Source organism: Maridesulfovibrio pacificus (SeqCode), from assembly GCF_048612815.1.
Taxonomy (GTDB): Bacteria; Desulfobacterota; Desulfovibrionia; order Desulfovibrionales; family Desulfovibrionaceae; genus Maridesulfovibrio; species Maridesulfovibrio pacificus.
In genome coordinates, this window is the sequence record NZ_JBLZNE010000002.1 from 206,475 (window position 1) to 220,672 (window position 14,198).

Sequence of the window (14,198 nt, forward strand, 5' to 3'; positions counted from 1 at the left end):
GAGGCGTAGGACTGGAGGTAGGTTGGTACCTCCGTTTTGCGCGGACCGATGAAATAACCGCCCTTGTGGATAAAGGAACTGTCGAGCAGCTTTACCATCAACTGGAAATCCTGCCCGAATGGACCCTTGAAACATATCAAGAAGAAGATCACGTTCGCGCGGTCTTCCACAGCAAAATACCACGGGCCAAAAATAACGATTAAAGATGAAACAACTACCGGTATTATTCAAATGCAGCCATCACAGAAAAGGGAACAGCGACCTTGCCGCAGACCTTTTCCTTAAAGGAATCCGCTCAGCCGGCGGCGATGCGGAAATTATTACCCTCGGCGATATGGATTTCGAACATTGCATCGGCTGCCTGAAATGCCGCACCGCAGCGGAAAACCGCTGTATTTTCGCAGACAAAGACGGGGCGCAGGAATTGTACGAGAAAATAATTTCCGCCCCTTTCACTTTCTTTGCCTCTCCTATATACTTTTACCATTTGCCTTCACGGTTGAAGACCTTCATCGACCGTGGACAATGGGCCTTTGAAGCCGCAACCGGGAACTCCCCGGTAATGAACGGCCTGCATAAACGTCCAGCGTATACATGTCTTCTGGCCGGAAGACCCAAGGGCGAAAAACTGTTTGAGGGTGCGGCACTTACGCTTAAATTCTTCCTCAGATTCTTCAAGGTTGAACTCCAACCCGCTGTTGTATTCAAAGGAATAGACGAACCGCAGGATCTAAGCATTGACGCTGAAAAGTGCGCACTCATCACTCAGCATGGGAAAGAAGCATGGCAGAGGATTATGAATCATGACTGATTATTTCTTTCCTGATTTACGGGTACTGGTAGCTGAAGATTCAGCTCCGGTCCGGCTGGTGCTCAAGACATATCTTGGCAAGCTCGGCATTAGACCCAGCTTTGCTACCGATGGGCTTGAAGCTTTGTCATTGCTGACTGAACACAACTTTGACTTGGCCTTCATGGACGTTCATATGCCAGAGATGGACGGTCCCGAAGTCGTTACCGAAATACGTAAAAAAGGGATTACAATTCCGGTCATCGCCATGACCACCGGAGATAATCCTAACCTACTCACCCACTGCTTAGAATGCGGCTATAACAGCATCCTGCTCAAGCCGATCATAAAAGAAGACGTCTTCCTCAAAGTTAAAGAATTCCTCCCGACAAACTAAGCAATGTTCGCACAGCTTCTACGATACCTGTCACCCTTTAGCGTGCTGAAAAGCTTTAAAAAGGCATTTACGGAAAGACGGTGTCCGGCCTGTCTGCTGATCCATGTTGATAGAGGATTATGCAGATCATGTCTCGTCTCAATGGAAGCAAGACCGGAAAACATCTGCATGGTCTGCGGCAATGAACACAATTCCCCTGATGCAGACAAACTGCCCTGCATAAGCTGCCAAACTGTCCCCCGCAATTTCAGCAGACTTTATTTTTACGGCATGCACCAAGGATTGCTGCGGGAAATGCTTCTGGATTGGAAATTCAACAATCAATACGGCTACAACGAAATCTTCGGACAGTTCATTTCTTCTTTATGTACAAATTTACCTAAAGCCAGCCACCCGGACCTGATAATTCCTGTTCCCCTGCACTCTTCAAGACTGCGAGAACGCGGTTTCAACCAATCCATGATTCTTGCCCGGTATGCCGCCTCCACCCTCAAAGCAGACCTTCCCGACCAAGCCCTGCTCAGGGAACGGAAAACAGTTCCGCAAACCAGACTCAGCGGCGCTGAACGACGTACAAATCTACACACAGCATTTACTGCTTCCTCTTCCATCGTAGCTGACAAACGAATTTTACTCATAGACGATGTATACACCACAGGTTCCACCGTGGATGAATGTGCCCGCACCCTGCTTGAAGCCGGAGCCGCCCGTGTAGAAGTAATGACCCTTTCCCGGGCCTTGATCTAAGTCTCAGATATAGGTAAAATTTATTTTTTACCCAAAGTTTTCCAAATACATATTTTCAAGGAGATAGGAATTGTCCTTTAATATAGCTGAATGGACCCGTATTATTCACAACGAAACTCCTATATATATCAGGCCCGAATCACCGGACTGGTTTGTTCCCACTCCAAAAGGTGACGCGCTGCTCTGCAGTATGCTGAAAAATAAAGGACCCGAACTTTCTCCGCCGGAACTTTTACAAGACCTCTCAATTGACGACAAACGTTTCCTCATGCGTCTGCCCGACAACAATGACACTGTGTACCCCGGAAGATATGAACTGCTGAAAACAGACACCCTGCGTGAACTCTGGTTCCATATCACCGACAACTGCAACATGTCCTGCTCCCACTGCCTGTTCTCCTCTTCCCCGCAGGCCAAACGAGAGCTTGCTACAGAGCGGGTACTGAAACTGACTGCTCAGGCAGAGGCATTGGGTTGTAAAATGTTCGCTCTCACCGGAGGCGAACCGTTGGTTCATAAAAGACTTGATGAAATCCTGACCCGCATGCTGGAAATCGAATCCAGCCACGTAGCCGTACTCACCAACGGATTGGCAGTAAAAAATTTCTTCTCCAGACACAGATATGATTTCAGCCGCCTGCACTTGCAAATCAGTGTAGACGGCATTGGTAAAACCCACGACACATTGCGTGGCGATGGAATGTTCGCCGCACTTGAAAAATCACTGAAATGGCTTTCAGCTGAAGTAATTCCTTTTACCCTGTCCATGTGCGTGACCAAAGACAATGTGCAGGAAATGAAGGATGTTGTAGATTTCGCCGCTAAAACCGGAGCCTCCAACGTTCACTTCATGTGGTATTTTGTGCGTGGCCGTGGTGAATCCGAACAATTTGTCGAGCCGGATGTGATTTACACTCACCTGCTGAAAGCGTGGGAAGCAGGAGAAAGAACCGGTGTAACCATAGATAATATAGAAGCAGTCAAAAGCATGATTTTTGCTCCCTGCGGAACCATACATGACGGTTCCACAGCCGGGTGGGAATCTCTCGCTATTGGACCGGACGAGAAGATTTACCCGTCAGCAGCTACTGTTGATATTGAAAAGCTATCAACCTGTATTAATGGTAATTTAGAGCAAGCATGGAAACAAAGCAGCATTCTTGAAGAACTTCGTCAAAGCAGTGGTAAAAATCTAGAAACACCCTTCAAATTGATCCTTGGGGGCGGGGATACCGACCACAGCTACATGCACAAAGAAAGTTTCATCGGTGATGATCCTTATAGTGTCCTTTACGAAAAGCTGGCTCTTGAACTGATATCCCGAAAAGCGGCTGAATCGCAACAACATGACAGCCCGCATCTGCTGCTCAAAATGGGTGACAAGCTGGACCGTTGCTCCGGGCACGGCGCAGTTGCCCTCACCCATACGAACTGTCTGCTGGCAGTAGCCGGAAACAACAGCCTTGCGGTAGTGAAAGATTTCTACACTGAAGCGGCTGAGACTGCCAAGGAGGACATCCTCAATCCGGCCTGCTACGACCCTGATCTAATGGCTCATATCCCCGAACAGTATCGCTTCCGTGGTTACGGCTGCGGTTCTCCGGTCATGGATGCTGGAATTTCGGAAGGTGAACATGTGGTAGACCTCGGCAGCGGACGAGGAATTGAATGCTTCATCGCTGCCAAGCAGGTGGGACCGAACGGCAAGGTCACCGGAGTCGATATGCTTGAACCTATGCTGGCTCATGCCCGCAAAGGACAGGCAGCAGTGGCGAAATCACTGGGCTACGACAATATGGATTTCCGCAAGGGCTACCTTGAAACTCTTCCCATCGAAGAGAACAGTGCCGACCTGCTGCTTTCAAACTGTGTGCTCAATCTTTCCACCGACAAACGGCGTACTTTTTCAGAGATGTTCAGGGTGCTCAAACCCGGAGGCAGGCTGACCATATCAGACGTGGTTTGTGAAACTGAACCGGGACCGGAAATCCGCAATGATGACACCTTGCACGGTGAATGCATTGCCGGGGCCCAGACCCAGAAAAACCTCTGCGGACTGCTGGAAGAAGCGGGATTTGAATCACTGCTGATGATCAAACGTTTTCCCTACCGCACAGTGGGCGGACACCAATTCTTTTCCCTGACATTCTCGGCCCGCAAGCCGCTTAAGGACGAAATGGTCAAGACCGTCTACCGTGGACCGCTGAAAACCGCCATCACAGCCAGCGGAGCCATCCTGACTCCCGGCAGCGTGATGAAAATACCTGAGCAGGAAGCCAACCTGCTAGGTGAACAATTATTCATAATAAATAATGAAGGCGCGGTAGATAATATTTTTATCGGTGGATCATGCTGCTGCCCGACCCCGGAATCCTTTGACAAACCAGAAGCGGAATCCCAAAAAGACACCAACCACTCAAAGTTTTCTTTGAAAAGCATGGAAGGATGCATGGTTTGCGGAGCGGAGTTGGAATACCTGACATCATACCGTGAAATGATCTGCGCTTTCTGCGGGGAAACGCATGAGGCAAACGGACATTGCGTGAGCGGACACTTTGTCTGTGACAAATGCCACAGCGAAGACGGAATGGAAGTTCTGCCTCATCTGCTAAAATCCAGCACGGAGACGGATATGATTGAATTGCTCAAGAAAACACGCAGTCATCCGGCCGTCCCCATGCACGGACCTGAGCATCATGCCCTTGTTCCCGGTGTAATTACAACCGCTTACAGAAATTGCGGCGGGGGTATTGACGACATGGTCATAGATACGGCAATATCACGCGGCGCAAAAGTTGCTGGAGGCTTCTGCGGATTCATGGGAATCTGCGGAGCAGCCATCGGCGTAGGCGCGGCCATGAGTGCAATACTGGAAGCAACCCCGTTAACAGCGTCTGAACGCTCCATTGCCCAGAAAGGGACCCTCGCAGCCCTTAAATTAATTGCAGATATTGAAGCCGCCCGTTGTTGCCAGCGTGACTGCTGGTTGGCCCTGAAAGCCGCCGCACAGGTCTCCGAAGAGGTTCTGGGCTTGCGGTTACGGGCTGATGCGCATATACTGTGTGATCAAATGAAAAATAATAAAGAGTGCATGGGACGCAATTGCCCGGTAATACGAAATAGTAAGGGCAACCATCCTCCCGTGATACAACTTCTGGGGTCGATAGCGGATTCTGAAAAAAAAGTATAAAAGCTACTTGACTTTTCAACCGAGATACGAATATCTTCCCCTCTCTTACGTGACGGAGGTAAGTTAAAAATGTATGCAATAATTGAGACTGGCGGCAAGCAGTTCCGCGTTGAAGAAGGTCTGGAACTCAATGTCCAGAAAATGGACGCTGAAGCAGGCACAAAAGTCGATCTGGATAAAATTCTTCTTATCGGTCAGGGCGAAGACGTTAAAATCGGCGCTCCTTATGTTGAAGGTGCGAAGGTTTCCTGCACTGTTGTAGAACACGGTCGTGACAAAAAGATCGTTGTTTTCAAGAAAAGACGCAGGAAAGACTCTCAGACCAAACAGGGTCATCGTCAGGACTACACAAGAATCAAAGTGGAAGCCATTCAGGCTTAAGCTTGACGACAGAACCTACTAAGGAGGCTAATAATGGCTCATAAGAAAGCGGGCGGTAGCTCGAAGAACGGTCGCGATAGTAATGCCCAAAGACGTGGTGTAAAACGTTTTGGTGGTCAGGAAGTACTGGCTGGCAACATTCTTGTTCGCCAGGTTGGTAGCAAAGTCCACGCTGGTAAAAACGTTGGCACCGGCAAAGACTGGACCTTGTTTGCACTGGTTGACGGTGTTGTGAAGTACGAAAAGTACATTCGCAAAAACCGCGTAAAAACCAGAGTACACATCGTACCTGCAGAAGCCTAGACATCAGGCGAAAGCTTTTTTCAGGCAGGGGTCGCATTACTAAATGCGTCCCCTGCCTTTTCGTGTTTGAGTCTTTTGCATTATTTAAGAAACAAATAAGTTAAGGCTTTTTTAAACACATAACGGGAGATATACTTCTCCTCCCACGCTAATTTAGCGATCACACCCAATGACCTACCCTCAGGGATTCCAAGGGAAATGATTTCCTTTGGCCGCCGGAGGCGAAATCACCTATAAAAGCGCACAGCGCATCAATTACTCCTATGAAATTTATAGATGAAGCAACAATTACGGTTCGTTCCGGCAAAGGCGGCAACGGATGCGTGGCATTCCGCAGGGAAAGATTTATACCCAAGGGCGGTCCCAGTGGCGGTGACGGCGGCAAAGGCGGGGATCTAATTCTGCGCGGAAGCTCCAAGCTGCTGACCCTTTATGACTTCAGGCTCAAACGAGTTTACGAAGCCAGAAATGGTGAACAAGGCCAGGGTCGAGACAAATACGGCAAAGGTGCTGATGACCTGATCGTCGATCTTCCGCTCGGTACACTTGTATATGAAGTGAACACCGAAGACGGCAGCGAAAAGCTGATCGCCGACCTTACCAAGGAAGGCAGCGAAATGATTATCTGCAAAGGCGGTGACGGTGGACGCGGAAATATCCACTTCAAGTCCTCCACCAACCAGGCCCCGCGTCAGGCTGAAGAAGGATTCCCCGGCGAAGAAAAGCGCATCCGCCTGCAGCTCAAGATCATTGCGGACGTAGGTTTGCTCGGTCTGCCGAACGCAGGTAAATCCACCTTTATTTCAAAAATTTCCGCTGCGAAGCCCAAAATCGCAGCCTACCCATTCACTACCCTCGTCCCCAACCTCGGTGTAGTGGATGATGACATGGGCAATAAGCTGGTCATCGCCGATATTCCCGGCCTGATTGAAGGTGCCAGCGAAGGACTTGGACTCGGTCACCGCTTTCTCAAACACGTGGAACGTACCAGATTCCTTGTCCATATCCTCAGTGCAGAAGACTTGAGCCTTGAAGATCCCTTTGAAGGGTTCAACATGCTCGATGAAGAACTGCGCATCTTTGATGAAGAAATGGCCGAGAAAACCCAGCTGCGAGTCATCAACAAGATCGACCTTCTTTCCGAAGAAGACCTTGAAGCAATCAAAGCCAAGGCCGAAGAAGCAGGGGAAAAAATTTACTTCATATCCGCCCTTCACAGTGACGGGGTTCAAGAACTCCTCAGTGATATGTGGGATAGATTCAAGGCAATGAATCAAGAGGAAGAAAATGACCAGGATGAGCAACAGGATTCAGACTCTTAAGGAAGCTAAACGCATTGTTGTAAAGATTGGCAGCGCGGTGCTGACCACGGCTGAAGGAATCAACCTCGGCCTGATCTGCCGCCTTGCCGACCAGCTGGCGACCCTGCACGAACGCGGGGTCGACATAGTCCTCGTCTCGTCCGGTGCGGTTGCTGCCGGACGAAACTCCATTCCGTCCGGCGCAAAGCTGGATGACCTGCCTGCACGCCAGGCTGCCTCGGCCATTGGTCAGTCCCGTCTCATGCATGAGTATGACGAGACTTTCCGCCGTTTCGGTCTGGTGACCTCACAGGTCCTGCTTACCCGTGACGACCTCAAGCACCGCGACCGTTTCCTGAATGCCCGCAACACCCTTTCAAGGCTCCTTGAATGGCGGGTGATCCCCATCATCAACGAAAACGACACTGTTGCAGTTCAGGAACTGGAATTCGGGGATAACGACACCCTCGCCAGCCTGATCTTAAACGTTGTTGAAGCTGATCTTTTCATCAACCTCACTTCCGCTGACGGTGTGTTCGACAAAAATCCGGACAAAAATCCTGATGCCAAGCCGCTGGCCTGCATCGAAAACATCCACGATCTCGACCTTGATGCCATGTGCGACGGCAAGACCGCCGTTGGGTCCGGGGGAATGTTCTCCAAGATGCGCGCTGCCAACCGTGCCGCCCAGCTCGGTGTGCCTACCCTGATCCTTGCGGGCAAAGACCGCATGATCATTGAACGCATCTTTAGTGGCGAAGAGCGCGGCACATGGATTGTTCCTGATGAAAAATCTGTCTCCCGCCGCAAGTACTGGCTGGCTTACCATTGCGACCCTGCAGGCGATCTGGTCATTGACGACGGAGCGCAAAAGGCACTGCTTTCCGGTGGAAAGAGCCTGCTGCCCGCAGGTATTGTCGAAGTGGACGGTAAATTCAAGGCCGGGGAACTTGTTCGCGTGGTTAACAAGGAAGGCAAATCGCTTGCTGTTGGATTATCCTGCTATAATTCTACAGACATCATCAAAATTATGGGCTGCAAGTCCTGTGATATTGAATCGATTCTCGGCAAATGCCCCTACCCTGAAGCAATTCACCGCGATAATCTTCTCTTAGACGCTGCTCTTTAAGAAAGCCTCCGGCGGCTTCCCCCCTTTAATTAAGGCTTCGCTGCCAGTGCATTTAATTACTATATTCATCCATTAGGACAGGCTTAACCGCCTGTCCTATTTTTTTGTTCGATAATTGTGCCATGAATGTATTAATTATTTTTATCTACATTTTTATCATACCAATATAAAGTTTTCTCAAGAACAACCGATTATTCATTTTATACAAGACCCACTTTTAAATATTTCAAGAGGCTTGGAAATGCGTATCGGCTCAACACTTGGCAGCAATGCTTACAACACCGACCCCAATTCATATCTTGGGGGATTCAGTAACGCTATGCGTGCGCGCCAAGCTAAGAGAGACGCATTAAACAACTTCAACCAAGCCATTGATGATAAGAAGAACTTCAGCACCTCTGCGACCAACCGTACCCCGGAACAAGCCCAACCTAACCAGTCAACGCCTTTTGATCCTGAAGCTGCAATCCAGAAAGTTGTACAAGACACGGCTGCATATCTAGATTTTAAGATCGGTCGTATTTTTGAAGAAGATAAATCCAAACTGCTCTCCGGCAAATCTGACGTTGAATACAACAAAAGCCTTGATGAACTGACCCGCGCCGTTGAAGGTCAGAATTTCGATAATGCCAAAAAAATTCTTAAAGAATTCTACAACGGCGATTCTGAACTGGTCATCAACAAGATAGAAGAGACTCTGACTCAGGTTGAGGACAAATTCTGGGGCGACATGCGAAAGGTCCTCGGTCAGATGGGACAGGCTCAAGGACTGACCCTTTCTGGTGGAATACAGGAAGAAACGGGGATTTCAGGCTATGATCTGGTGGAACGGGCAATTGAAAATGCCAGACAGAAAACCGGTTCCCTTAAGGACATGGATTTCTCTGATCTGATTGACGAAGTCCGCGAAGACGCAGTGGATTATGCTGCCCGCACAATCCGTGAAGCCAGCAATGAAGCATCAGAAGACTCGGCAGAAACGCAAGCTAAAAATGCGGTGCAAGCCGTCTCTCTATACACCAAGCATACTCTCTACGGCGTAGATGGAGCTGCCGACAAGCTGGCTGATCAGGAACTTAATATGACCTCGCGCATTGAAGAGCAGAAGAACAACACCGGTTCAATGCGCATCCTACGTTACATGACTTTTGCCGATATACAGGAGTCTACTGCCGGCCAGACAATTTCTAATGAACAGCTGAGCAGAAGTGCCGGATTAGGCATTTCATCTAACAGCAAATTCTCACAGCAACTGAGCAAGATGGGTGCAACTGTCGTCGATGAACTCAAAGAACTGACATCCAAGACAAGGCGTGACGGACCATCCATTCACGTTGAAGAACTCTCCGGCAAAGATAAACAAGCCTATGAAATGAACAAGCCTGCTGACTTTGTGGGTAATGAAGACTGGCGTTCATTCCGTGAGGATGTCTCTACATTGTTTACCGGAGCCATAGAGGGCTATGTCGGGCGCAGCATGAACGTTTACAAATCAATCCAAAATAACGCGAATTCTTCCAACTATTCATCCTTCAGCCGTAAGATTTAAGGCAAAGGAGCACTCATTATGCGCATATCAGCATTCGGACAAGCACCTTCCGCTTTCGACCTCAAAGCAATTGCCGACGATTTCAAAAGGAAAAATGCGGATAAAATTGCTGACGAAAAAAAGAAACTCGAAGAGAGCATAAAAAACGATAAGAATATTCCGCAAACAGACCTTGGTTTTACAATCGAAATGGCCATAAACGAATCCTGCAAATTTCTGCATGAAGGATTATCCAAAATATTCATAGGTGGAGAGTCCACACTGGCTGGCAGGACGAGTAAAGAATACGACAAACACATTGAAAAACTATCCGAAGCAATTCAGCTACAGGACTACAAAAAAGCGGAAAAACTTATAGACAAGTTCTTCGGTGGAAGCACCGATAAGATTGTCGGCAAAATAAAAATGCTGGCCGAAGAAACTGAAGAAAAATTTTGGAATGCATTGGAAGATGGGATCAGCTCTTTACCGGATGGAGGTGCTCAATATAATTTCAGATACGATGGTAAGGCATATGAAAAAATTACCATGAAAGAAATGACCATGTTGGCTTTGAGGCTGTCAAGAGAAGAGGTTGACCCTTTTTCTGATCAGGATTTTTCAGGCATTACCGATTCCATCCGCAAAGCAGCAGTTGATAATGCCAAAGTAAAACTGGAGCATGCAGGACGTAACAAATACTCTGAAGACGCAGTAAGTGTCACAGCTTCAGCTGCGGAATTTTCCCGCAACAAAATTTTTAATACTAACGATATCGTCATCAAAGAAGACGAAGAACAATTAGCCGACATTTATGCGCTTGAACCCGGCGAGAACCTAAGTCAGGAACAACTAGACAGACTTGAACACCGTAATACGCGTAAGACAGACACGTTTCACGATTACGCAAAGGAACGGGTTAAACGTTTCCAGTCAATATACGTGAGCCTGAAAAGAACTGCTATGCTGGTTAAAAAAGGTGAAGAAGAGCAGGAAACACCGGATAAAACATCTGGACTGATAACAGAAGACGGCGCCTTAGGACAGCAGACAGCTGAGTCAGCGCAAACATCACTTACGGCTCCAACGCAACCGTTGGTCAAAGCGCAACAAGACCAAATACAGTTACAAAATGATATCAGCAATGAGCTCCTGCATGAGCAGTCAAAAAAGAACAATGCATATAAAACCGATGCGATAGAAAAATATAAGACCCAGCAGACCAAATGGGAAGAATATTTATCCGGTTCAGCTCAGGAGGGTAAATAATCATGCGCATTCAGGGATTCAACCAATCCAGCCAGATGCAGGCAGGGTCTTTTAAGCTCGGTAAGAGAGATCGTGAGCAATTAAACACTCCAGAGGAGATTACCGCTGACCTCGAAAAAAACGGCCTGAGGATGTCGCAAAATAACGTCAAATTCCAGCTTGAAAAAGCAATGAATCAATCCTCAAAATTTCTCCATAACGAATTAGGCAAAATTTTTGATAATGGAGAACAATTGCTGGCCGGCAGAAATACCGCTGAATACCAGAAACATATTGAAGAGCTGAGCAAGGCCATTCAGGGACAGGATTTTAAAACCGCTGAAAAGTTGATCGACAAATTTTATAATGGAGACACCGAAACTATTCTCAACCGCGTACAGAACCTTGCCAAGGCTGCAGAGGACAACTTCTGGCAGACTATGGAAGATTCGTTTGGATATCTGAAAAATGACGGCATTAAATGGACTATGTTCGTAGATGGTGAACTGCGCGATGACTTGGGGACTTTCGACCTAGCCATGATGGCAGTTGAGGAAGCACGCAACGAAGTCGAAAAATTCTCGTCCGAGGAACTTGGCGATATAGTTAAAGCCACCCGTAATGGCGCTGTTGCCCACGCAAAAGGCAAACTGAAAAATGCAGGACAGAACCAGTATTCTGAAAGTGCATACAGTGTCACCCACGCAGCAACTACGTACGCAAAAGATAAGATATTCAACACCGATGACTCTAATTATGACGAAGATAAAATCAAACTCAAAGATATTAACGAGCTTCGCAGCGACGAAAATATTACGGAAGAACAACTTGATAGACTAACCCATCAAAACACCCGTAAAGGCGACAGATTCACAGAATATATGCGAGGTCGCGCCGACTCTTTCGAAGAAAAATTCTATGAACTGCAACTTTCCGGCACTCCAAGAACAGTAAAGCAGGCAACGAATCAGGTTCAAACTGACCTAGCATCCACCAATCCCAATTATCACTTCTTAGCCATAGCGGATAAGCCGCTGCTGCGCCCAATTGAGGATAGTGTATCCGAAGCTTCCCAGCTCCAGCAGCATAACGATCTCGCTAACATAGCAAAATATGCAGCATCCACCACTGAGGATCTCCTTTCTTCAATCGACAAAGAGATCTAACCGAGGGACACCATGCAGATCAATTCCACCGCTCAAAGCTCAGTTGGTTCTTTTAACTTCCGCACCCAGCAGGAAGAAGCCACTTCACGCAAAGTGGAAAACGAATCCGCCAAAACCTCAACCACCAAGTCGGTTAACGGCAAGGAAGAACTGACTGTAATCAACCCGGTTGCATGGGAAAATATCGAATTTGAAATTGCCATGCTCGTTGATCACAAATCCAATGAACTTCAAGAGGGGCTGGAAAAAATATTCGAGGAGGGTAACGAGAACTTCCTTTCCGGCAAATCAGGCCTTGAGTACGACAAACACATCAAGGAACTGGCAGCGGCAATCGATGGACAGGATTCAGCAGGGGCCAGAAAGATAATTGACAAGTTTTTCACGGGTGACAAAAGCGAAGTTATCGAAAGGGTTCAAAGTCTTGCTAATTCAGTCAAAGACAGCTTCTGGAATAAGGTCCGTGATAGATTCAAAAACATGTATGTTGCCGAGCACCGCACCACCTACAAAAAAGGAGAAGAGCCTGAAAGTGCCCTGCCATACGTGCAACGAGCCATTGAGCGAGCCAAGGCCGCATCTGCAGAATTCGACATCAGCGACAAAGATATTGCGGAGAGGGTTAGCTCTACCATCGACACAGGGACAGAGCAGGCAAAGGGCAAACTCAAAAACGCTGGGCGTAACCGCTATTCCGAAAGTTCGGAAAGTGTTACCCACAAAACTGCCCAGTATGCCCGGAACAATATTTTCGGAGGAGATGAAAATTCAAGAGCAGAGGATATAATTAAGAAAAGTATGGCCTACGAAAGAATAAACTCTGAATTTAGCTCTCTCTCACAAGAAGCTGTGAACAAACTGAATGACGCCAACAAAAGTAAAAGAGACGATTTTTCCAAATATCTGTTTAAAGGTGGTGAAGCCTATTTTGAAGCATTAAAGTCAGAACTAGGACCATTGAAACTTTGCGGTAAATCATACACCACAGTTGAAGAGGAACAGGCTTACCAGGAACACCTCAAATCAAGACAAAATAAGCCTGTAAAGCCGCCCAAAATAGAGCAAGCCCTCTTCGAGATTCCAATTATTATGGGCCTCCAAGACAGTGTAACAAAACAGGCCCTCTACTCTCCGGTAAAGGTAACCGAGCTTTACGGCAACGAACAAAAGGAACAATTCGGCAACATAAAGAAAGGACAGTTAAGCGATTTCAGCGGCTGGACCTAAGGCCGATCTATTTCGTCAGGCCCTTGCTGTTCTCTCCCGGCAGAACCCAAGTTTTGCTGGGAAAGGAAAGCCCCGAGAATTCCGGCAATAAATACAGCCAAGTACATTTGTCCGAAGAGTCCCTGCAAAATAGACAGGGAGCGGGCCATATATGAAACTGGCAGGATATCACCATATCCCACGGTAAGCATGGTTACGTAGCTGAAATATGTTAAGGCCCCGCGGATGGCGAATACATTCTCCCCAAGATCAATTCCGGAAAAAGAACCGTTGCGGAAGATCTCACACAGGCTGTAAGCATCTGACCAGACCAATCCAGCCAGCATGTAAATGCAGATTGCGCCGGAAATTAAGTCACGGGTTACCCTTTTCTGCCGCCACATGAAATTTTGGATACCCCAGATGGCAATCATCAGCATGAGCATATCAGCAGCTTCACTTCCCGCCAGCCATACTGTTGAACGGGTCTTAAAAAACAGGATGGAACTGACCAGCGAAACACCGTAGAGCCCAAAATAACAAAGTAGTCGAGTTCTATTAATAACAATTGCCGATACAGCAGATATCAACACCAGATAAGTATAAAAATAAAGAACCTGCTGCAGGAACAAAGAATTACCGGCAATGGGACTGATAAATATCTGGCCTACCAAAAAGCCAAGAAGAACCGTAAATTTAGAAGGGCTATTTTTAAAAAAATGGTAAAGCCTGAACATAAACGGGCTGTATTTGAATTCATGATTTGATACGGGCATACGGCATTATTACCCCACAACAACACGTAATTCCAT

Annotated in this window: 15 protein-coding genes; 13 read left to right on the forward strand and 2 right to left on the reverse strand. The window is 47.5% G+C overall.

Annotated elements, in window-relative coordinates; translation table 11 throughout:
• Positions 1-65: 65 nt before the first annotated feature.
• The 3 genes from ACNI23_RS18400 to ACNI23_RS18410 are packed head-to-tail and all read left to right on the forward strand — an operon-like array spanning position 66 to position 1,187.
• Positions 66-203 carry a hypothetical protein gene (locus ACNI23_RS18400; RefSeq protein WP_420250729.1) on the forward strand — a complete coding sequence of 46 codons (138 nt, stop codon included), beginning with the start codon at positions 66-68 and terminating at the stop codon, positions 201-203.
• A 2-nt stretch (positions 204-205) separates the two neighbouring features.
• Complete coding sequence (locus tag ACNI23_RS18405; protein ID WP_420250730.1) at positions 206-811, forward strand: flavodoxin family protein; 606 nt, start codon at positions 206-208, stop codon at positions 809-811.
• Complete coding sequence (locus tag ACNI23_RS18410) at positions 804-1,187, forward strand: response regulator (RefSeq protein ID WP_420250731.1); 384 nt, start codon at positions 804-806, stop codon at positions 1,185-1,187. The genes ACNI23_RS18405 and ACNI23_RS18410 overlap by 8 nt, the downstream gene beginning before the upstream one ends.
• On the opposite strand, the gene ACNI23_RS18415 is transcribed toward ACNI23_RS18410, so the two are convergent.
• On the reverse strand, positions 1,184-1,369 hold the full coding sequence (locus ACNI23_RS18415; protein ID WP_420250732.1) for a hypothetical protein: 186 nt from the start codon (positions 1,367-1,369) through the stop codon (positions 1,184-1,186). The two genes, ACNI23_RS18410 and ACNI23_RS18415, sit on opposite strands and share 4 nt — an antisense overlap.
• Between ACNI23_RS18415 and ACNI23_RS18420 the strand changes: the two genes are divergently transcribed.
• The 10 genes from ACNI23_RS18420 (at position 1,356) to ACNI23_RS18465 (ending at position 13,407) form a co-directional block, all read left to right on the forward strand.
• Complete coding sequence (locus tag ACNI23_RS18420) at positions 1,356-1,934, forward strand: ComF family protein (protein WP_420250733.1); 579 nt, start codon at positions 1,356-1,358, stop codon at positions 1,932-1,934. The genes ACNI23_RS18415 and ACNI23_RS18420 overlap by 14 nt on opposite strands.
• 70 nt (positions 1,935-2,004) lie before the next feature.
• Positions 2,005-5,124 carry a DUF5714 domain-containing protein gene (locus ACNI23_RS18425; RefSeq protein ID WP_420250734.1) on the forward strand — a complete coding sequence of 1,040 codons (3,120 nt, stop codon included), beginning with the start codon at positions 2,005-2,007 and terminating at the stop codon, positions 5,122-5,124.
• 69 nt (positions 5,125-5,193) lie between these two features.
• Entirely contained in the window at positions 5,194-5,505 is a 312-nt protein-coding gene (gene rplU, locus ACNI23_RS18430) for a 50S ribosomal protein L21 (RefSeq protein ID WP_015850739.1), read from the forward strand.
• Between the two features lie 33 nt (positions 5,506-5,538).
• Positions 5,539-5,808, forward strand: coding sequence for a 50S ribosomal protein L27 (gene rpmA / locus ACNI23_RS18435; RefSeq protein ID WP_015850738.1), 270 nt, complete (start codon positions 5,539-5,541; stop codon positions 5,806-5,808).
• Positions 5,809-6,071: 263 nt separating this feature from the next.
• On the forward strand, positions 6,072-7,130 hold the full coding sequence (gene obgE / locus ACNI23_RS18440; RefSeq protein WP_420250735.1) for a GTPase ObgE: 1,059 nt from the start codon (positions 6,072-6,074) through the stop codon (positions 7,128-7,130).
• Positions 7,096-8,238, forward strand: a complete 1,143-nt coding sequence (proB, locus tag ACNI23_RS18445) for a glutamate 5-kinase (RefSeq protein WP_420250736.1) — start codon at positions 7,096-7,098, stop codon at positions 8,236-8,238. The genes obgE and proB overlap by 35 nt, the downstream gene beginning before the upstream one ends.
• Before the next feature lie 241 nt (positions 8,239-8,479).
• Entirely contained in the window at positions 8,480-9,787 is a 1,308-nt protein-coding gene (locus tag ACNI23_RS18450) for a hypothetical protein (protein WP_420250737.1), read from the forward strand.
• Positions 9,788-9,805: 18 nt separating this feature from the next.
• Positions 9,806-11,035, forward strand: a complete 1,230-nt coding sequence (locus tag ACNI23_RS18455) for a hypothetical protein (protein ID WP_420250738.1) — start codon at positions 9,806-9,808, stop codon at positions 11,033-11,035.
• A gap of 2 nt (positions 11,036-11,037) precedes the next feature.
• On the forward strand, positions 11,038-12,180 hold the full coding sequence (locus tag ACNI23_RS18460; protein WP_420250739.1) for a hypothetical protein: 1,143 nt from the start codon (positions 11,038-11,040) through the stop codon (positions 12,178-12,180).
• A 12-nt stretch (positions 12,181-12,192) separates the two neighbouring features.
• On the forward strand, positions 12,193-13,407 hold the full coding sequence (locus ACNI23_RS18465; protein WP_420250740.1) for a hypothetical protein: 1,215 nt from the start codon (positions 12,193-12,195) through the stop codon (positions 13,405-13,407).
• On the opposite strand, the gene ACNI23_RS18470 is transcribed toward ACNI23_RS18465, so the two are convergent.
• Complete coding sequence (locus tag ACNI23_RS18470; RefSeq protein WP_420250741.1) at positions 13,404-14,162, reverse strand: potassium channel family protein; 759 nt, start codon at positions 14,160-14,162, stop codon at positions 13,404-13,406. The genes ACNI23_RS18465 and ACNI23_RS18470 overlap by 4 nt on opposite strands.
• Between the last annotated feature and the right edge of the window lie 36 nt (positions 14,163-14,198).